A 17696-nucleotide genomic window follows, 5' to 3' on the forward strand; every position below is an offset into this window, starting at 1 on the left:
TTGACGGAAGGGGGCTCTCAAATCTGAGTATTTGAGTCAAGTTATTTTTTGAGCTCGTGCGCGTGCTGGCCCGATACGGTCGGCGGCAGCAAAGTGCGACCGGTTTCAGGAAAACCGGCTGCGAATCAAGGAGAGGCAAGCTGCTATGGTTTGAGGCTTCTCGCCACCAGCCGCGCCACGCTTGGGCCGACCAGAAGCACGATCAGGAAGCGTGCCGATTGCAGCGCCATGACGAAGGAGATGTCGACATGCTGCGCGGCGGCGGCGATGATGGCGACGCTGTCCATGCCGCCGGGGCTGGTTGCCAGATAGGCGGTCAGCGGATCGATGCCGAGGAGGCGGCTGATCAGGAAGGCGAGGCCGCCGCAAAAGACGATCAGGGCAATGATCGAGCCGACGATCTGCGGCAGCGCGCGGGCCGCGTGGCGCAAAATGGCCCTGGTGAAATTCAGGCCGATGCTCCAGCCGATCATCGTATAGCTCAAGGCAAGCAGCCAGGGTGGCAACTGCATGGTCACGCCGAGCCCGAGATGGATCACGGTGCCGAAAATGAAGGTGCCGAGGAAAAACGGCGACGGCAGCCGGAAAAGCTTTCCGGCGAGGCCGCCGACCAGCGCCACGCCGAATGTTGCGGCCAAGCTCTGCGGATCGACCGGCGGGAACCAGACGATGGCCGGCACCTCGATGCCTGAGGTGTCGACCCAAAGCTTGGCCACCAGGGCTGCCGTCATCGAGACGCAGATGACGCGCAGATACAGCATGAAGGCGACGAGGCGCTGGTCGGCGCCGAAGGCACCGGCCATCAGCACCATGGCGGTGGCGGCGCCCGGCGACGAGCCCCAGACCGCGGTGGTGCCGGGCAGGATGCGCCAGCGGCTAATCAGCCAGCCGAGCAGGCTGGATGCCGCGACCGTCGCCATCACGACGCCAAGGAACAGCGGCCATTCCTTGTAGAAGACGGGAAAGATATCGGCCGAGATGGAACTGGCGACCAAGCAGCCGACGACCGCCTGGGCTGAGCCGAACAGAACCCGCGGCACGCGCACCGTGGCGCCGTTGGTGCCGGCAGCGATGGCCGCCAGCATCGGTCCGATCAAGAGCGCGGCGGGCAGGGCAGCGAGTTCCAGCGCGCCGGCAAACAGCACCGAGACCACCACCAGGACCGGCCACTGCCAGGCCCTGTGGATCCGCGCCAGGTGCTCGATGGCCGGCGGGTTCGGGGAAGAATCCATAGATGGGGCTCTTAGACCGGTGGCGAAAAAATGCGAACCCCTTTTTGCGCGGAAAAGGGCTTGGGTGGTAATGGCACCAACCATCCGTAGCGATCCTTCGCGCCCCCCTCTGTCCTGCCGGACATCTCCCCCTCGAGTGGGGAGATTGGCAGCTTCGTCGACAGCGCTCTTCTTTGAAGATTGGCGAAGGCCGAAGTGACATTCAATCTCCCCACTTGAGGGGGAGATGGCCGGCAGGCCAGAGGGGGGCGCTGTCCTGCCGGCCTCTCCCTCTATCCCGCCTTCACCGCCGGCAACCCGAACCCGCCAACAGGATGCGTCTCCACCTGGAACTCGAAGCCGGCGATGATCGGCCGTGCCTTGGCGATTGCCGCCTGGACTTCGGGCAGCTGCAGCGAAGCCTTGTGGCTTTCGGCGTCGGTCCACACTTCGGTCACCCAGATCGCGTCGGCATCGGCCGGGTCGGTGGCGATGATGTAGTTCAGGCAGCCGGGCATGGCGCCGGTGCTGGCGAGCAGGATATCCATCATTGCGTCACGCTGGCCGCGCATCGCCCGCATCTTGCCGATCAGTCCGTACATTCGCTTTGCTCCGTTGAGATGACGCAACCAGGAGTATGCAGTTCGTCGCCTACGGCATCAACTGGCCGCCATTGACCTCGATCACCTGGCCGATGATGTAGCCGCTCAACAGATCGGAGGAGAGGAACAGATAGGCGCCGACGCAGTCCTCGGCGGTGCCGGCGCGGCCCTGCGGGATGGTGGCGATCATGCCTTTCATCTGGTCGTCGGTCGAGTAGCGCTCGTGGAAAGGTGTCGCGATCGTGCCGGGCGCCACCGCGTTGACGCGGATGTTGAAACCGATCAGCTCCTTGGCCATGCCGCGCGTGACGTTGGAGACGAAGGCCTTGGCCGAGCCGTAAAGGCCGGCGCCGCCACCGGCGCCGTTGCGCGCGGCGATCGAGGAGGTGTTGACGATGAAGCCGCCCTGCCGCTTCAGCCATGGGATTGCTTTGCGCGAAGCTGTCAGCACGGAACGCGCGTTGAGGTCCATCACCGCGTCGTAATGCGCCTCGGTCTGCCCGGCATAGGGCACGCGGCCGAGCATGCCGCCGGCATTGTTGACGAGGCCGTCGAGCCGGCCGAAATGTTGCGCACTGTCCTCGACGACGCGCTCGACATCGGCGGGGATCGAGAAATCGCCCTGGGCGAGGAACACGTCGCCGCCGCCGTTGCGAATGGTCGCGGCCAGGTTTTCGGCAGCCGCGCGGCTCGAATTGTAATGCAGCGCGACGCGGCATTTCTGCGCGGCGTAGGCGAGTGCGAGCGCCGCGCCGATGCCCGTCGAGGCGCCGGTGACCAGGACCGCCTTTCCGGCAAGGTCGGGGATGACCAGAGAGGGGCTGACAAGGGTGGTGGTGGCTGGCACGTCTATTCCTCCGGGGACTCTGCCTGCTCTTCGTAGGCCCTCGCAGTCCTCGCGTTCAAGTCCGTAAAAGTTTAGAGCGGTTCACCGTTTCACGGAAACGGCGAACCGCTCCCTCTTTGTCTTGACGCAATTCCGGACGGAAAACCGTTTCACACTTTTCCTGGAATTGCCTTATGGCCTGAGATAGGCGTAGCCCTGGCGTTGCAATTCGGCGAGCTTGACGACGCCGCCCCTGTCGGCTGCATGGAAGCCGTCGAGCAGGTCGGCCAGGCCGATATCCATGCCGTGCATGGTGTTGGCGCAAGCGTGCGGGCTAAGCCCATCCTGGACAAGGCCGGCGAACCGCCCGGAAATGGCGGCCGATATGCCCTTCGACTTGAAGGCGGCAAGTGCTGGGCCGTGCACGACAAGCGCGATGTCGACCTTGCCGTCGGTGCCTTCGAAGTGGTTCTTGATGTTGCCGAGCACGAAATTGACCTTGTCGAGGTCGCTGAGATGATAGGCGACCTTTTGCCTTTCCTCTTCGGCAGCCGCCGGCTTGACTTCACTAGCTGCGGCCTTGATGGGGCGCAGCCCGAAAAGCCCGGCGGCCCCGGCAAGACCGACGCGGAAAATATCGCGGCGTCGCATGGCTTCATCTCCCATTTATCCGGCCGGCGCAAATTGCGTGGCCTCGGCCTCAATCCTAGCATAAATTGAAGCCACGTCTTGTCGGGGCAGGGGGAGCCAGCATGATATCAAGGACCGTGATGGGCGCCGGAGTTGGGGTTGCCTTGCTTGCCGCCGTCGCCGGTGCTGCTTTCGCCGACGACACGCTCAAACTCACCGAGCTCAGCCCCGACGGCAAGGACGCTTGCTTCGGCCGCGTCTATGACGCCGCGCATCTCAAGTCGCATCCGCAGCAGAAGGTGACGCGCATCTTCTTCTATTACGGCCGCGATCCGGTCAGCCGGCCAAACGAGGAGCCAAGCGCCGGCATCGATTCCTCCTACAATGGCTTCATGGCGACGACGGTGCGCGGCGCCGAGGCGCCTGAATGGCTCGGCGGCTGGTGCAGTCATGAGTCGGAGGACGGCAAGACCGGCCCGATCCGCTGCGGCATGGACTGCGATCGCACCATGGCTTCGCTGAAGGTCGACGACAAAGGCCGGCTGATCGTCTCGGACGTGCAGCCCGACCTCTATCTCGACGCCGGATCGGAAGACGAGCTCGGCAAGGCGGAGTACGAAAGGCAGGCGCTGGGCAAGGACGACAACGGCTTCAGGCTCGACCCGATGCCGGCCGCCACCTGCAAGGCGGAGTTCGCGCGCATCGACCCGATCGACCCGGCCCTTGGCCCGCCATTGCGCGAGCGGCTGAAGCCGGACCAGCCCTTCTGCTACGGACGCGACTACGACGCCGCGCATCTCGGCTCGCATCCAGACCAACTGACCCAGTCGATCAGGGTGTTCCGCGGACCGGTCGAGCTGGCGTCTTTCGCCAAGGAGGGCGATCCGGCCAATTGGCCAAGCGGCGCCGATATCGCCGTTTCGGTTACCACGCGGCAGAAATCGGCCAAGGTCACGCAGGTCTACAACTGCCAGGGCGAGGGCGACCAATGGCGCTGCGCGGCGAGCGCGAAGACGGGTGCTGCCTCCTGCGATATCGCGCAAAAGGAGGTCTTCCTTCGCCGCGGCGCCAACGGCACGATGATGCTGGCCAACCCGAACAGCGGCCTGCCGATCATCGATTTGTGCTCGGCGGAGGACGACACCAGCTCCGACGACAAGGTCTACCGGCTGGAGCCGATGCCGCAGGCTGCCTGCGGGCTTTAGCAGTTCAGAGACGCGATGCCGGCGAGACAGCACCCCCCCTCTGTCCTGCCGGACATCTCCCCCTCAAGGGGGGAGATCGGCAGCTTCACCGACAGCGTTCTTCTTTGAAGATTGGCGAAAGCCAAAGCGACATCCAATCTCCACCCTTGAGGGGGAGATGTCCGGCAGGACAGAGGGGGGTGCTGTCCCGCCGATCTCAAGGTTTTGGATGGCGGCGTCCCGCCGCCACCTCACGCAAAGGGCACGGCCGTCGTGCCCTTGGGCAGTTTCGCCTCGTCGTCGGGCTCGACATGGATGATGACGCGGACGGAAGGGATCTCTGCCTGCAGCGCGTCCTCGATGCGGTCGCAGATGACGTGGCTGGCGCCGACCGACATGTCGGCGTCGACGACCAGGTGGAACTCGATGAAGGTGGCGCGGCCGGCGATGCGCGTCTTCAGGTCGTGGACCTCGAGCGCGCCCTTGCAATTGGCCGAGATGATGTCGCGTATGCGGATATGTTCCTGGGTGTCGACGGCGCGGTCCATCAGCCCGTTCATCGACGAGCCGATGACGTGCCAGCCCTGCCACAGAATGTTCAGCGCCACGATCACCGCAAGAGCTGGATCGAGAACCTGCCAGCCGGTCAGTACGGCGCCGACCAGGCCGATGAACACACCGACCGAGGTCGCCACGTCGGTCATGATGTGCCTGCCGTCGGCAACGAGAGCCGGCGATTTTTCGCTTCGGCCGGTGCGGATCAGCGTCAAGGCCCAGACGGCGTTGATGACCGTTGCGACGCCATTGACGGCAAGGCCGGTCCATGGCTGTTCCAGCGGCGCAGGATGCTGCCAGGACCACCAGACCTCATTGAGGATCAGCAAGGCGGCAAGCACGATCAGCACGCCTTCGAGGACGGCCGAGAAATACTCGGCCTTGTGGTGGCCGAACGGATGGTCCTGGTCGGCTGGCTTGTAGCTGACCTGGATCGCCCAATAGGCGGCGGCCGAGGCAATGACGTTGACGATCGATTCCAGCGCGTCCGAATAAAGCGCGACCGAACCGGTGACGTACCAGGCCACCAGCTTCAGGCCGAGCACGACGCAGGCGACGACGATCGACCAGAAGGCGAGGCTGGCGACCTTCTGCCTGGCGGCGGCTTTGATTTCTGCCGCGGTCACTGGGGAAAAGATCCCAACGCTGAGCCCTCGAATTAAGCGGCCTTTTCCTTGGCCTTGCGCGGCAGGTGCGCGACAATGTTCTCGATGATGCGCATGCCGGCATTGTGGCCGAGCGTCATGATCGACTCCGGGTGGAACTGCACTGCGGCGATCGGCTCCTTGCGGTGCTCGAAGGCCATGATGATGCCGTCCTCGGTCTCGGCGGTGACGACAAAACCATCGGGCAGCCGCACCGGATCTGCAAAGATCGAATGATAGCGGCCGACCGTCACCTCCTTGGGCAGGCCGGAGAAGATGATGCCCGGCTTCGACACGCGGATGCGCGACGGCTTGCCATGCATCGGGATGTGCAGTTGGCGCAGCTCGCCGCCATAGGCCTCGGCCAGCGCCTGCAGCCCGAGGCAGACGCCGAAGATCGGCAGGTCGCGCGCACGGGCCCGCTTGATGGTGGCGGCGCAGTCGAAGTCCTTCGGCGTGCCGGGGCCGGGCGACAGCACGACCAGGTTTGGCTTCAGCCGGTCGAAGATCTCGTCCGGCACCGGCGTGCGCACCGTCGAGACGTTGGCGCCGGTCTGGCGGAAATAGTTGGCGAGCGTATGGACGAAACTGTCCTCGTGGTCGACCAGCAGGATGTTGACGCCGTCGCCGACACGCGCGGTGCTGCGTTCGGTGCTGGCGGCATTGCCTGATTTGGCGTCGCGGATGGCGGAGAGCATGGCGGATGCCTTCAGTTCGGTTTCGGCTTCTTCTTCCTCGGGAATGCTGTCGAAGAGCAGCGTGGCGCCGGCGCGCACCTCGGCGATGCCGTCCTTGATGCGAATGGTGCGAAGCGTCAGGCCGGTGTTCATGTCACCGTTGAAATTGACCATGCCGATCGCCCCGCCATACCAGGCGCGCGGGCTCTTCTCGTTCTGCTCGATGAAGCGCATGGCCCATAATTTCGGCGCGCCGGTGACGGTGACCGCCCAGGCATGCGACAGAAAGGCGTCGAAGGCGTCCATGCCTTCGCGCAGCCGCCCCTCGATGTGGTCGACGGTGTGGATCAGGCGGGAGTACATTTCGATCTGGCGGCGGCCGATGACGCGCACCGAGCCCGGCTCGCAGACCCTCGACTTGTCGTTGCGGTCGACGTCCGAGCACATGGTGAGTTCGGATTCGTCCTTCTTCGAATTGAGCAGCTTCAGGATCTGCTCGCTGTCGGAGATGGCGTCGTCGCCGCGCTTGATGGTACCGGAGATCGGGCAGGTCTCGACGCGGCGGCCGTTGACGCGCACGAACATTTCCGGCGAGGCGCCGATCAGATATTCGCCCTCGCCGAGATTGATGAAGAAGGAATAGGGCGAAGGGTTGATGCTCTTCAGCTTGCGGGAAATCTCGGAGGGCTGGGTTTCGCAGCGTTCGTAGAACATCTGCCCCGGCACCACTTCGAACAGGTCGCCGCGCTCGAAGCTCTTCATCGCCTTGCGCACCAGCTTGGCATATTCGCCGGGCTCGTGGTCGCCGCGCGGCGGGATGCGGTCGGCGGTCCTGAACGGCTCGACGATTTCGTCGCGCGGCAGGCCTTCGGTCGAGAAGCCATCGCCGGAATAGTCGTAGCGGTCGGTCCAGGCCTTGGTCGAATAATGGTCGACGACGAGGATCTCGTCGGGCAGGAACAGCACGAGGTCGCGCTGGCTTGGCTTGCGCTCGAGCTTGTAGTCGACCGGATCGAACTGGAAGGCGAGATCGTAGCCGAAGGCGCCATAGAGGCCGAGATTGGCGTCTTCCTCGGTCTTGAACAAAGCGGTGATGGCGCGCAGCACGGTGAAGACGGAGGGAACGCGGCTGCGTTCCTCTTCGGTGAAGACACGGCCGGGCCTGGCGACCTCGAGGCGGATGAGTTTATTCGACGTCTCGGCGATCGTGACATCGTCAAGGCCGGCAAGCACCGTGCCGATCACCGGCAAAAGCACCTCGCCGCGGCGGTTCAGCGCCTCGATGCGCATGGCGCGGCCGCGTGCCGAGATCACCAGCGGCGGATCGATGATGGCGGTATCCCAGCGCGTATAGCGGCCAGGATATTCGTAATTCGAGGAGAACACGGCGCCGCGGCGCGAATTCAGGCCATCGACATAGCCGTCGATCGCCCCCTCGTAAGGCCGGTCATGGCGCTGGCGGGTAATCGCCACGCCACCCGCCGTGACGAAGCGCTCGGCGCCATTCTCCAGAATTTTCGTCGTCATTGCCGTCTCCATCAGCGTCTTTGGGGCAACGGACCCGGGAATGGCTTGAAAAAACAAATGGCCGCCCGGACATTCCGCTGCGGCCACCCTCTATTGTCACGCGAACGCGTTCGAACAGGCCGCTGTCAGCGAGCCCACCACCAAATGGTCTTGATCGAACGCATATTCATGGCGAAATCCATAGCCGCGAAAAGCGGTATGCGCAACAGGTTTGAAAGTCTGTGGGGTGGCTGCCGCTTTCGCAACCCATGGCACATGGCCAAGACCGGCAGTCCTGCCTAGACTCTGCATCAAACAGCAGGAAGACGGGAAAACATCAAATGACCCAGCAGTTCGACCGCGCACGGACGTTCCATTCCCTCCATGTCAAGGGAAACCCGATTGTCCTCTACAATGCCTGGGACCCAGGCTCCGCCAAGATCATCGAGAAAGCAGGGGCCAAGGCCATCGCCACCGGAAGCTGGCCGGTCGCGGCCGCTTTCGGATTCGCCGATGGCGAGAAAATCCCGTTGGAACTGGCGCTCGAAAACATCAAACGCATCGTTGCGGCGGTGGATGTGCCGGTAACCATGGACCTCGAGGGGGTTACGGGGTCGCTCCGGAGGTTGTCGCCCGCAGCGTGACGCTCGCCGTGCAGGCTGGAGCCGTCGGCTTTAATTTCGAGGATCAGATCGTCGGCGGCAGTGGGCTGCACGACATCGCCATACAGGTGAGGCGGATCGAAGCGGCTGCAGCGGCGGTGAAGACGTCGGGTATTCCGGCCTTCATTAACACCCGAACCGACATTTTCCTGAAGACTAAACCGAGTGCGCACGACAAGGCTCTTCTCGATCAGGCGATCGAGCGGGCGCACGCCTACGAAAGGGCCGGAGCGCATGGCTTCTTTGCGCCTGGGCTTGCCGATGAAGGCCTGATCGAGGCGCTCTGCGAGGCAACGGCATTGCCGGTCAACATCATTGCCCTGGCGCATGTGCCGCCGCGCCAGAGGCTTGCCGAACTCGGCGTCGCCCGCGTGAGCCATGGTCCGGTGCCGTACCGGCAGATGGCCGAATGGCTGGAGGCCAAGGCGCGACAGGCGATTTCGGGGTAGCCTGGCGGGGTGCGTCAGTCGTCCAGCGTTCCCGACCTTGCATCGGCGCTCGTCCCGTCGCCGACCAGCTTCAAGAGGTCTTCGCCGGCGCGGATGATGCGGCGGGAACGCCGCGTCAGGATGAGGCCAGCCTGCGGCGCCAACACTTCCGTGCGGCCGTCGGGCTCGCCGGGCGCGTGGACGATGGTGGCAAGGCGCGCACCCTTGGCGACGCGGTCGCCCGGCTTCACGTCGTAAAGGATCGCGCCCGAGCGGGGCGCCGGCATCATCTCGATGTTTTCGAGCGGCGCGACGAGCCCAACGAAGCTGCCAGGCGCGGGCAGCGCCTGGTCCTGGATGACGCCGCGCGCCACCAGCAGCCGGTAGAGCCCTTCGGCATCGGCGCCGGCGTGGGCGCCGTCGACATCGAGTATGCCGCGATATTCGACGGTGGTGGCGACGCGCCGGTCGAGGCACGCGACGTCGGCGGGAACGTTCTGATACGGCATGATCGAGGCGCCTTCGAAGGTGCCGTCGGGGTCTTCGTCCCACAGCATCACCGCATCGACGCCCATGGCCGCTGCACAATCCGCCATGGCCGGCCACAGGCTGGTGTGGACGTAAAGATAGGCGAGGCCCTCATCGTCGCAATGCAGGTCGAGCACGATGTCGTGGCCGATGGAGAGCTGCAGCAGCCGCGTTTTCAGCCGCTGGTCGACCGTGCCGTGCGCCGGCAGCAGCGTGAGGTCGGGCGCGGCGAGCCGCGGAAAGCCGCGATTGAAATTGGTGCGCGTGCCTAGATGAAAGCGGCCCTGATGGTCGCCGTAAAGATATTGCGCGCGGCCGATCGGATTAGCCCAGGGCACGATGGTCATATTGCCGGTGATGCGGCCTTCGGCTTCCGCCTTGCTGAGCATCGGCATCAGCGTGTCGATGGCGACGACGCCCGGCAATTCGCCGGCATGAAGTGCCGCCTGCAGATAGACGGAAGGCGCCGTCTTGTCCGTTCCGGCGAAGCGGAAGACGGGGAATTCGTAGGAAACGCCTTCGCTGTCGCCGGCGACGCGTTCGATGGACTTCTGCATGGGATGCCTCCGGGAGAAGAGGCGGAACACATGCCCTTTTGCCGCTGGGCTGTCGATTGGTCCAGCCGGCGCCGCCATGGGCGCACGATTCTACCCGGCCGTCACACCAGCGGCTTGAGTTCCTGGGCGATGGTCGGCAGAAGCTCCGAGACATTCGGGTGGATGTGCACGGCGCGCGCCAGCGTGCTGACCGGCGCCTTGGCATACATCAGGTCGAGCACGCAGTGCACCGCCTCGTCGCCGCCCGGGCCGAGCACCGAACAGCCGAGGATCTCGTTGGTGTCGGCATCGACCAGGATCTTCATGAAGCCTTGCGTCTCACCTTTTTCGACTGCACGGCTGACGCGGGTCATTGGCCGCTGGCCGACCAAGGCGCGGCGGCCGGATTTCCTTACCGCGGCTTCGGTCATGCCGCAGCGGCCGAGTGGTGGGTCGATATAGAGCGCATAGGCCTCGATGCGGTCGCTGACCTTGCGCGGATCGTTGTCGAGCAGGTTGGCGGCGACGATCTCGTAATCGTTGTACGAGGTGTGGGTGAAGGCGCCCTTGCCGTTGCAGTCGCCCATCGCCCAGATGCCGGGCACGCTGGTGCGCAACTGGTCGTCGACGACGATGAAGCCGCGTTTGTCGACCTCGACGCCGGCTTTGTCGAGGCCGAGATCGTCGGTGTTTGGCGTGCGGCCGAGCGCCAGCAGCACATGCGAGCCGACCGCAGCCGCCTTGCCTGGCGAGAAGGTCACGGCGATTTCGTTGCCTCGCCTGGCGAAGCGGATGTCGTCGGCGCCGAGATGGACGGCAATGGCTTCGTTTTCGAGGATCGACAAAATGGCGTCCGAGACATCCTCGTCCTCGCGACCGATCAGACGCGGGCTTTTTTCGATGACCGTGACTTCGGAACCGAAGCGGCGGAACATCTGCGCGAATTCGAGCGAGACATAGCTGCCGCCGACAACGATGAGATGGCGCGGCAGCACGTCGAGATCCATCATCGAGGAATTGGTCAGGTAAGAAATGCCGTCGATGCCGGGCAGGTCGGGCACCGAGGCGCGGCCGCCGGTGTTGAGGAATATCTTTTCGGCGCTCAGCAGATCGTCGCCGACGCGCACCGTGTTGGCGCTTACGAAGCGCGCATGGCCGCGATAGAGCGTGCATTTGTCCATGCCGGCAATCCAGTCTTCGAGATTGCCGCGGGCGTCGTTGGAGACCTTGTCCTTGCGCGCCTTGATCGCCTTGTAGTTTACGCCGACGGGACCGGATAGCGTCACCCCGTAATCCGCGGCGGAGCGGGCGAGATGCGCGGCATAAGCGCTTGCCACCATCGTTTTGGTCGGCGTGCAGCCGGTGTTGACGCAAGTGCCGCCGACCAGCTTTCGCTCGATCAGCGCCACGCTCATGCCGGCCGCATTCAGCCTGCCGGCGAGCGGTGGGCCGGCCTGCCCGGCACCGACGATAATGGCGTCGAATGTCTTTGCCGTCATGCCACCGCCGCCACGATCAGAAGCCCGCCGACGATCGCCACAGCGTCCTCGATGAAGGCGGCCGGCGGGTCCTTGCCGAAGGCGGCGGCCAGGCGTTTACGCGCCTCGGCGCCGCCCAGCGTGCCGATCACCGCGCCAACGGCGCCGGCGATCAGGCCGCCGATGATGGCGCCACCGGTGGCGCCGATCACCGCGCCGGTGAAAGCGCCCAAGACGATACGCGTGCCGAATTGCTGCGGCACCTTGCGGCTCGGCGCCGAGGGCAGCTGGTCGGTGACCAGTTCGGCGATGGCCAGGATGGTGAAGATGCCGACGGCGATCCAGTGGCCCATGAAGCTCGCCCAGGTGTCCGCGACCGGCAACCAGCCAAGCCAGGCGCCCCAGGCGACGGCGGCGGGCGCGGTCATGGCGCGAAGCCCGGCAACGATGCCAATCAGGAGTGCAAAAATGTACAGCATGATTGATCCCCTCGATGGCCGGCTTGGGACAGGTCCGAGAGGGCAAGCTACCATAGGTCCGGTATTTGACCAGAGGTGGTGTCGCCGCCGGCGCTTCCGTTTTTTCACCACTTGTGCTTTGGCAAAGTTGAAACTGGAGTTGCAGCCATGGCCGGAAGCGAACGCATGAAAATGGCGGCGGGCGAGTGGTATTGCTGCCTCGATCCGGAACTGGAGGCGTTGCGCATCACGGCGCGAGACGCGGTGTTCGAGCACAACAGCCTGCCACCCCGGCAGCGTGGCGATATCGGGCCTGGATTGCGGACGCTGCTCGGCGCTGCGGGCGAGGGCGCCCGGATCGAGGCGCAGTTCCACTGCGCCTATGGCTTCAACATCTTTCTCGGCGACCGCGTTTTTCTCAATGCCGGCTGCATCATTCTCGACACGGCGCCAGTGCGCATCGGCAAGGGAACGCTGCTCGGCCCGAATGTGCAGATCTATTGCGCCGAGCACCACAAGGAGGCTGCCGGGCGACGGACAGGGCTGGAGATCGCCAAGCCGGTCGAGATCGGCGACAATGCCTGGATCGGCGGCAGTGCCGTCATCCTCGGCGGAGTCAGGATCGGCGATGGCGCCATCGTCGGCGCCGGTGCTGTGGTGACGCGCGACGTGGCGGCGAACACCACGGTGGTCGGCAATCCGGCACGGGTAATCAGCAACAACTGAGCACCGTGCTTCTGTCGCCGGTCACGTCCTCGTTCTGATGGACATGGGGGCGGCTATGTCACTTGGCCGGAGGTGGATGCAACCGTGTGTCGAGCGCAAACGCCTCCTGGGTCTTCATGGCGTATGCCCCTCTGGCGAGGCTCGCGTCGAAGATCAGGTTCCAGCTACGCTGCGATACCGCGCTCGGAATCACCACGAACCGGTGCCGTTGCAGAAGATCGTCGCCAAACGCCTGTTGCCCGGAGCTCGGAATGCCCGGGCGCAACCAGTTGGGGTTGGGCACGGCGGCGGGGTCGACGATATGCACATCCGCGACATCGCTGACGATCGCTGCCGTCATGACATGCGCTATCGTGTCGAGCGCCCTGAAGCCCTTATGAACCGCAACCTCGAGGATCGCAGTCGACGGATCGATCGAGCAGTAGACGGCGCGCACGCCCTTGCTGTTCCAGCGTCCGCCCACCCTGTATGCGCCCTCGCCACTGTCCCATGTAGGCGCAAACGCGGCTTGATCGAGGCGCCATCCGATGAGGTCGGAGCCACCAAGCGCCGCCGGCAGCGGCGTCATGCATAAACGCCATATTCAAGCCGTTCCAGATAGTCTTCTACAAGCTCGATCCCCGCCGGCGTCGCCAGAAGGTCGATTGGACGACGCTGGTCGAGCCCAATCGCCGGGCGCTCCAGCCATTGCTCTGCCTCCGCCTGCGAACCGAACACGTCGGTCGCTTTCGACAGGATCTCCGCGAACTTCCAGGTGCGTCCGCTCTGGTCCTGACTGAGAGGCTTGGACGGAGCATCCTTGCGGCGCTGGTAGGTGCGCAGGCTCATGCCGACGGCCTTCTCCAGCGAATCGGTCTTCTGGATGAAGACGAGTTGCCCGATAAGATGGTCCAGCGCTGAAGCCGGCAGGCCGTGCAGAAGCAACTCGTGGGCATCCAAAGCGCTGCTGAGGCGCCTTGCCAGAATGCGGCTGCCGCCTAGCAATTTCGCCACCTTCTGAAGTTCATTGTTTTTTGCTGCTGGCGCAGCCTTTTCCAATGCCATCGCCACGGCGAGCCCTCTTCGCGTCATCTGTCGCTTTAATATATGACAGATGACGCAGAGCCTTTCAAGCACGACAGGATCGAGAGCAGGGCAATCGCTTCGAGAGAAAAGATAGCCTACTCGGGCCAGATGGCAGTCCAACGTCGGCACTGAAGCGATTGCCCTGGAATCGAGCGCGAGCCGAATTTCACCTCGGCATGTGCGCCACGCGCTCCTCCTGAGCACTCTTCGAGAATTCGCGCCGGTACTGCGCCGGCGAGGTTCTGAGGCGCGCTGCGAAATGCTGGCGCAGCGAGGTAGCGCTGCCGAAGCCGGCCTCGAAGGCAACCGTGTCCATCGATTTTTCCGTTGCTTCCAGCAGCCGTTGCGCCAGCTGGACGCGCTGGTCGGTCAGCCAGTCGCCGAAACTGGTGCCGATCGTTTTCTGGAAACGGCGCGTGAACGTCCGGCGGGTGAGGCCGGCGTGACCGGCAACGCTGTCCAGACTGTGCGGCTCACCCAGGGTTTTGCGCACCGCTTCGAGAGCTTGGGTGAAGCGGTCCGCATTGCCGGTCCTGGCGATGGGACGTTCGATGAATTGCGCCTGCCCGCCCTGCCTGTGCGGAGAAAGCACGATCTGCCGGGCAAGGCGAAGTGCCGCCTCCGCGCCGTAACGAGCCCGTACGACGTGCAGGCAGCAGTCGAGCCCGGCGGCGACGCCGGCGGATGTCACGACATCGCCATTGTCGATGTAGAGCACTTCCGGTTCGACGAGAATGTCGGGATAGAGTTCCTGCAGCTGATCCGCGTAGGCCCAGTGCGTCGCCGCTCGCCGCCCCGAAAGCAGTCCGGTCGCCGCAACAGCGAACGTTCCCAAGCACAGTCCGACGATCAGCGCGCCGCGCTCGTGCGCGCCAAGCAACGCGTCGATCAATGCCGCTGGAGGCGAGCTCCCGAGATCTTTCCAGCTTGGCACGATGACGATGTCGGCGTCATCGAGCGCGGAAAGCCCGTGCGGGACGCTGATGGTCAGCCTGGCATCGGTGCGGATCGGCCCGTCCTCAATCGCGCAGACCCGGAAGTCGAAGCGCGGCAGGCCGAGCTCCGTGCGATCCGCGCCGAACACGAGACACGGCACGGAGAGATGAAACGGGCTGATGCCATCGAAGGCGATGGCGGCAACGGCAGGATCGGTCATGGGAGCTCCAGCAACGGGTGAGGCCGATTGTCCCAATTCTTTCGAATAATGTCAATCGGGACACTTTTTGCAATCCGGTGCCGAGCTTATCGTCCACCCATCAATGTCCAACGGGAAAGGAAACCCCATGTCGCAACCAGCCAAAGGCAAAGCTCCACGCCGCGCCCTCATCGTCATCGATGTTCAAAACGACTATGACGGCGGCAATCTCGCCATCCAGCATCCGCCCTTCCGCGACAGCGTCGTCAATGTGGCGCGAGCGATGGATGCGGCCACCGAGGCAGGCGTCAAGGTGGTGGTCATCAAACAGTTGGCGCCGGAAACCTCACCGGTCTTCGCCAAGGGCAGCCATGGCGCCGAGTTGCACCCGGAAATCGCCAGGCGAAACCGTGACCACTACATCGAAAAGAACTTGCCCAGCGCCTTCACCGGCACGGACCTCGAGGAGTGGCTGCGCGCCAACTCTATCGATACGATCACGGTCATCGGCTACATGACGCATAATTGCGACCTGTCGACGGTCATCCACGCCGTGCATATGGGTTTTGAGGTCGAGTTCCTGTCGGACGCAACGGGGTCATTGCCGTACGCCAACAGCGCCGGCTACGCTTCGGGGGAGGAAATCCATCGCGTGGTGACGATCGTCCTGCAGTCGCGCTTCGCGGCCGTTCTCAAGACCGCCGAGTGGATCGATTGTCTGAAGACCGGCGTGGTACCCCAGCACGACACACCCTATGCCTCCAACCAGCGCGCGCTGGCGCGAAGCGCGGCTTAGGGACGAGCTCGTCGCGAAGTCGCCAAAAGGGCGCCGCAGCGTTGCGGCGCCCTTTGCCGTTCAAGCGTTGATTATCCCTAAAACAGGCCTTCGATCTGGCCCATTTCGTTCAGGAAAATCTTTTCCGAGGATGGCGCTTTGGGCAGGCCGGGCATGGTCATCACCTCGCCGCAGATGATGACGACGAAGCCGGCGCCGGCAGACAGCCTGACCTCGCGCACCGGTACGGTGTGGCCGGTCGGCGCGCCGCGCAGATTCGGATCGGTGGAGAAGGAATATTGCGTCTTGGCCATGCAGACCGGCAAATGACCGTAGCCGGCGTGCTCCCAGGCGTGGAGTTGGTCGCGCACCGATTTGTCGGCGATCGCTTCGGAACCGCGATAGATGCGCTGGACGATGGTGTTGATCTTCTCGAACAGCGGCATGGCGTCGGGATAGAGCGGGGCGAATTGCGACGCGCCGGATTCGGCCAACGCCACGACTCTTTTGGCCAGTTCCTCGATGCCGGCCGATCCCTGAGCCCAGTGCTTGCACAGGATCGCCTCTTCGCCCATCGAGGCAACGTAGTCCTTCATCGCCTGGATCTCGGCCTCTGTGTCGGAGTAGAAATGGTTGATGGCGACCACAGCCGGCACACCGAACTGACGGATGTTCTCGATGTGGCGGCCGAGATTGGCGCAGCCCTTCTTGACCGCCTCGACGTTCTCCTTGCCGAGGTCCTCCTTCTTGACGCCGCCATTCATCTTCATGGCGCGAACCGTGGCGACGATGACCGCCGCGGCGGGCCTCAGGCCGGCCTTGCGGCATTTGATGTCGAAGAACTTTTCGGCACCGAGATCGGCGCCGAAACCGGCTTCGGTGACGACGTAGTCGGCAAGCTTCAGCGCCGTCGTCGTGGCAACGACGGAGTTGCAGCCATGCGCGATGTTGGCGAAGGGGCCGCCATGCACGAACGCCGGGTTGTTCTCCAGCGTCTGCACGAGATTGGGCTGCATGGCATCCTTCAAGAGTACGGCCATGGCGCCGTCGGCCTTGAGGTCGCGCGCATAGACGGCCGACTTGTCGCGACGATAGGCGACGATGATGTCGCCGAGGCGCTTTTCCAGGTCCTTCAGGTCGGTCGACAGGCACAGGATGGCCATGACTTCCGAGGCGACTGTGATGTCGAAACCGGCCTCGCGCGGGAAACCGTTGGCGACGCCGCCGAGCGAACAGATGATCTCGCGCAGCGACCGGTCGTTCATGTCCATAACGCGGCGCCAGACGACACGGCGGGTGTCGATGCCGAGCTCGTTGCCCCAATAGATGTGGTTGTCGATCAGCGCCGACAGCAGATTATGCGCGGTGGTGATGGCGTGGAAATCGCCGGTGAAGTGGAGGTTCATGTCCTCCATCGGCACGACCTGCGCGTAGCCACCGCCGGCGGCACCGCCCTTGACGCCGAAATTCGGTCCGAGCGAAGCCTCACGGATGCAGACGATGGCCTTCTTGCCGAGGCGGTTGAGGCCATCGCCCAAGCCCACCGTCGTCGTCGTCTTGCCTTCGCCGGCCGGTGTCGGGTTGATGGCGGTGACGAGGATCAGCTTGCCATCCTTGTTGCCCTTCACCGACTTGATGAACTCGGCCGAGATCTTCGCCTTGTCGTGGCCGTAGGGCAGAAGATGTTCGCTCGGAATGCCGATCTTCTGGCCGATCTCCTGGATCTGCTTCTTCCTGGCGCCGCGCGCGATCTCGATGTCGGACTTCACTTCGGCCATGGACGACTTCCCTCTGAATTGGACGGATTTGACTAGTGTGGTCGCAAGAATAGCCCGGCATTGCAGGCGCGGGCATGTTCTACCCCTGTCGCTGCCGCGGCGTCAACTTTCATGCAACTATGTTTCCTACGAAGAAAATGCCTCTGCGGCCGGCTGCCCTGCTACAGGTTCTTTTCGCGCCGGTTGCCGCGCCGTATAGAAGCCAGAGCAGGCGCGGTTCCGCCGTCTCAAAACAGCCGCGTAATACGCGAAAAGCGACAGAAGCAACGGCGCAAATTCACCAGCGCCGGCT

General features: G+C 64.0%; 16 protein-coding genes and 1 pseudogene. 4 read left to right on the forward strand and 13 right to left on the reverse strand.

What is annotated here, in order from left to right; all coding sequences use genetic code 11:
* Window positions 1–143: 143 nt before the first annotated feature.
* From NKJ32_RS08590 to NKJ32_RS08605, 4 genes are all read right to left on the reverse strand, one after another.
* The gene (locus NKJ32_RS08590; protein ID WP_352568036.1) at window positions 144–1232 is read right to left on the reverse strand and encodes an AbrB family transcriptional regulator; all 1089 of its coding nucleotides are present in this window, start codon (window positions 1230–1232) and stop codon (window positions 144–146) included.
* A 272-nt stretch (window positions 1233–1504) separates the two neighbouring features.
* Entirely contained in the window at window positions 1505–1813 is a 309-nt protein-coding gene (locus tag NKJ32_RS08595) for a putative quinol monooxygenase (protein ID WP_352450553.1), read from the reverse strand.
* Window positions 1814–1862: 49 nt separating this feature from the next.
* Window positions 1863–2660, reverse strand: a complete 798-nt coding sequence (locus NKJ32_RS08600) for an SDR family NAD(P)-dependent oxidoreductase (RefSeq protein ID WP_352568035.1) — start codon at window positions 2658–2660, stop codon at window positions 1863–1865.
* Between the two features lie 171 nt (window positions 2661–2831).
* The gene (locus NKJ32_RS08605) at window positions 2832–3290 is read right to left on the reverse strand and encodes a DsrE family protein (RefSeq protein WP_352456435.1); all 459 of its coding nucleotides are present in this window, start codon (window positions 3288–3290) and stop codon (window positions 2832–2834) included.
* Window positions 3291–3391: 101 nt separating this feature from the next.
* On the opposite strand from NKJ32_RS08605, the gene NKJ32_RS08610 reads away from it, so the two are divergent.
* Window positions 3392–4474 carry a hypothetical protein gene (locus NKJ32_RS08610; RefSeq protein ID WP_352568034.1) on the forward strand — a complete coding sequence of 361 codons (1083 nt, stop codon included), beginning with the start codon at window positions 3392–3394 and terminating at the stop codon, window positions 4472–4474.
* 230 nt (window positions 4475–4704) lie between these two features.
* On the opposite strand, the gene NKJ32_RS08615 is transcribed toward NKJ32_RS08610, so the two are convergent.
* The gene (locus NKJ32_RS08615; protein ID WP_502894484.1) at window positions 4705–5634 is read right to left on the reverse strand and encodes a cation diffusion facilitator family transporter; all 930 of its coding nucleotides are present in this window, start codon (window positions 5632–5634) and stop codon (window positions 4705–4707) included.
* Between the two features lie 32 nt (window positions 5635–5666).
* Window positions 5667–7856: an anthranilate synthase gene (locus NKJ32_RS08620; protein ID WP_352568033.1), complete on the reverse strand. Its 2190-nt coding sequence runs from the start codon at window positions 7854–7856 to the stop codon at window positions 5667–5669.
* Window positions 7857–8176: 320 nt separating this feature from the next.
* Here NKJ32_RS08620 and NKJ32_RS08625 point away from each other — a divergent pair.
* Window positions 8177–8946: pseudogene (locus NKJ32_RS08625) on the forward strand (isocitrate lyase/PEP mutase family protein).
* A gap of 14 nt (window positions 8947–8960) precedes the next feature.
* Here the strand turns inward: NKJ32_RS08625 and NKJ32_RS08630 are convergent.
* The 3 genes from NKJ32_RS08630 to NKJ32_RS08640 all read right to left on the reverse strand — a co-directional run bounded on the left by NKJ32_RS08630 (window position 8961) and on the right by NKJ32_RS08640 (window position 11946).
* Window positions 8961–10010 (reverse strand): M14 family metallopeptidase, encoded by a 1050-nt coding sequence (locus tag NKJ32_RS08630; protein WP_352568030.1) that lies wholly within the window; start codon window positions 10008–10010, stop codon window positions 8961–8963.
* Between the two features lie 101 nt (window positions 10011–10111).
* The gene (locus tag NKJ32_RS08635; protein WP_352568029.1) at window positions 10112–11488 is read right to left on the reverse strand and encodes an FAD-containing oxidoreductase; all 1377 of its coding nucleotides are present in this window, start codon (window positions 11486–11488) and stop codon (window positions 10112–10114) included.
* Complete coding sequence (locus NKJ32_RS08640; protein WP_023679520.1) at window positions 11485–11946, reverse strand: membrane protein; 462 nt, start codon at window positions 11944–11946, stop codon at window positions 11485–11487. Before NKJ32_RS08640 ends, NKJ32_RS08635 begins: the two co-directional genes overlap by 4 nt.
* Before the next feature lie 147 nt (window positions 11947–12093).
* Here NKJ32_RS08640 and NKJ32_RS08645 point away from each other — a divergent pair, with 147 nt between their 5' ends.
* Window positions 12094–12651: a sugar O-acetyltransferase gene (locus tag NKJ32_RS08645; protein WP_023679519.1), complete on the forward strand. Its 558-nt coding sequence runs from the start codon at window positions 12094–12096 to the stop codon at window positions 12649–12651.
* Window positions 12652–12709: 58 nt separating this feature from the next.
* Here the strand turns inward: NKJ32_RS08645 and NKJ32_RS08650 are convergent, their stop codons facing one another.
* The 3 genes from NKJ32_RS08650 to NKJ32_RS08660 all read right to left on the reverse strand — a co-directional run bounded on the left by NKJ32_RS08650 (window position 12710) and on the right by NKJ32_RS08660 (window position 14872).
* Window positions 12710–13219, reverse strand: coding sequence for an RES family NAD+ phosphorylase (locus tag NKJ32_RS08650; RefSeq protein ID WP_023679518.1), 510 nt, complete (start codon window positions 13217–13219; stop codon window positions 12710–12712).
* On the reverse strand, window positions 13216–13695 hold the full coding sequence (gene parS, locus NKJ32_RS08655) for a type II RES/Xre toxin-antitoxin system antitoxin (RefSeq protein WP_352638288.1): 480 nt from the start codon (window positions 13693–13695) through the stop codon (window positions 13216–13218). The genes NKJ32_RS08650 and parS overlap by 4 nt, the downstream gene beginning before the upstream one ends.
* A 187-nt stretch (window positions 13696–13882) precedes the next feature.
* Window positions 13883–14872, reverse strand: a complete 990-nt coding sequence (locus tag NKJ32_RS08660; RefSeq protein ID WP_352690594.1) for a helix-turn-helix domain-containing protein — start codon at window positions 14870–14872, stop codon at window positions 13883–13885.
* Window positions 14873–14999: 127 nt separating this feature from the next.
* Between NKJ32_RS08660 and NKJ32_RS08665 the strand changes: the two genes are divergently transcribed.
* Window positions 15000–15647 (forward strand): cysteine hydrolase family protein, encoded by a 648-nt coding sequence (locus NKJ32_RS08665; RefSeq protein WP_023679515.1) that lies wholly within the window; start codon window positions 15000–15002, stop codon window positions 15645–15647.
* 77 nt (window positions 15648–15724) lie between these two features.
* Here the strand turns inward: NKJ32_RS08665 and NKJ32_RS08670 are convergent, their stop codons facing one another.
* A complete protein-coding gene (locus NKJ32_RS08670) occupies window positions 15725–17404 on the reverse strand; it encodes a formate--tetrahydrofolate ligase (protein WP_023679514.1) in 1680 nt (559 codons plus the stop codon).
* Window positions 17405–17696 lie beyond the last annotated feature (292 nt).

The organism is Mesorhizobium sp. M0159, assembly GCF_040322295.1.
Classification (GTDB): Bacteria; Pseudomonadota; Alphaproteobacteria; order Rhizobiales; family Rhizobiaceae; genus Mesorhizobium.

Coding starts and splice junctions, on each gene's coding strand:
- NKJ32_RS08645 (WP_023679519.1), top strand. CDS start 12,094: ATGGCCGGAAGCGAACGCATGAAAATGGCGGCGGGCGAGTGGTATTGC.
- NKJ32_RS08590 (WP_352568036.1), bottom strand. CDS start 1,232: ATGGATTCTTCCCCGAACCCGCCGGCCATCGAGCACCTGGCGCGGATC.
- parS (WP_352638288.1), bottom strand. CDS start 13,695: ATGGCATTGGAAAAGGCTGCGCCAGCAGCAAAAAACAATGAACTTCAG.
- NKJ32_RS08640 (WP_023679520.1), bottom strand. CDS start 11,946: ATGCTGTACATTTTTGCACTCCTGATTGGCATCGTTGCCGGGCTTCGC.
- NKJ32_RS08610 (WP_352568034.1), top strand. CDS start 3,392: ATGATATCAAGGACCGTGATGGGCGCCGGAGTTGGGGTTGCCTTGCTT.
- NKJ32_RS08620 (WP_352568033.1), bottom strand. CDS start 7,856: ATGACGACGAAAATTCTGGAGAATGGCGCCGAGCGCTTCGTCACGGCG.
- NKJ32_RS08660 (WP_352690594.1), bottom strand. CDS start 14,872: ATGACCGATCCTGCCGTTGCCGCCATCGCCTTCGATGGCATCAGCCCG.
- NKJ32_RS08605 (WP_352456435.1), bottom strand. CDS start 3,290: ATGCGACGCCGCGATATTTTCCGCGTCGGTCTTGCCGGGGCCGCCGGG.
- NKJ32_RS08595 (WP_352450553.1), bottom strand. CDS start 1,813: ATGTACGGACTGATCGGCAAGATGCGGGCGATGCGCGGCCAGCGTGAC.
- NKJ32_RS08630 (WP_352568030.1), bottom strand. CDS start 10,010: ATGCAGAAGTCCATCGAACGCGTCGCCGGCGACAGCGAAGGCGTTTCC.
- NKJ32_RS08670 (WP_023679514.1), bottom strand. CDS start 17,404: ATGGCCGAAGTGAAGTCCGACATCGAGATCGCGCGCGGCGCCAGGAAG.
- NKJ32_RS08650 (WP_023679518.1), bottom strand. CDS start 13,219: ATGACGCCGCTGCCGGCGGCGCTTGGTGGCTCCGACCTCATCGGATGG.
- NKJ32_RS08665 (WP_023679515.1), top strand. CDS start 15,000: ATGTCGCAACCAGCCAAAGGCAAAGCTCCACGCCGCGCCCTCATCGTC.
- NKJ32_RS08635 (WP_352568029.1), bottom strand. CDS start 11,488: ATGACGGCAAAGACATTCGACGCCATTATCGTCGGTGCCGGGCAGGCC.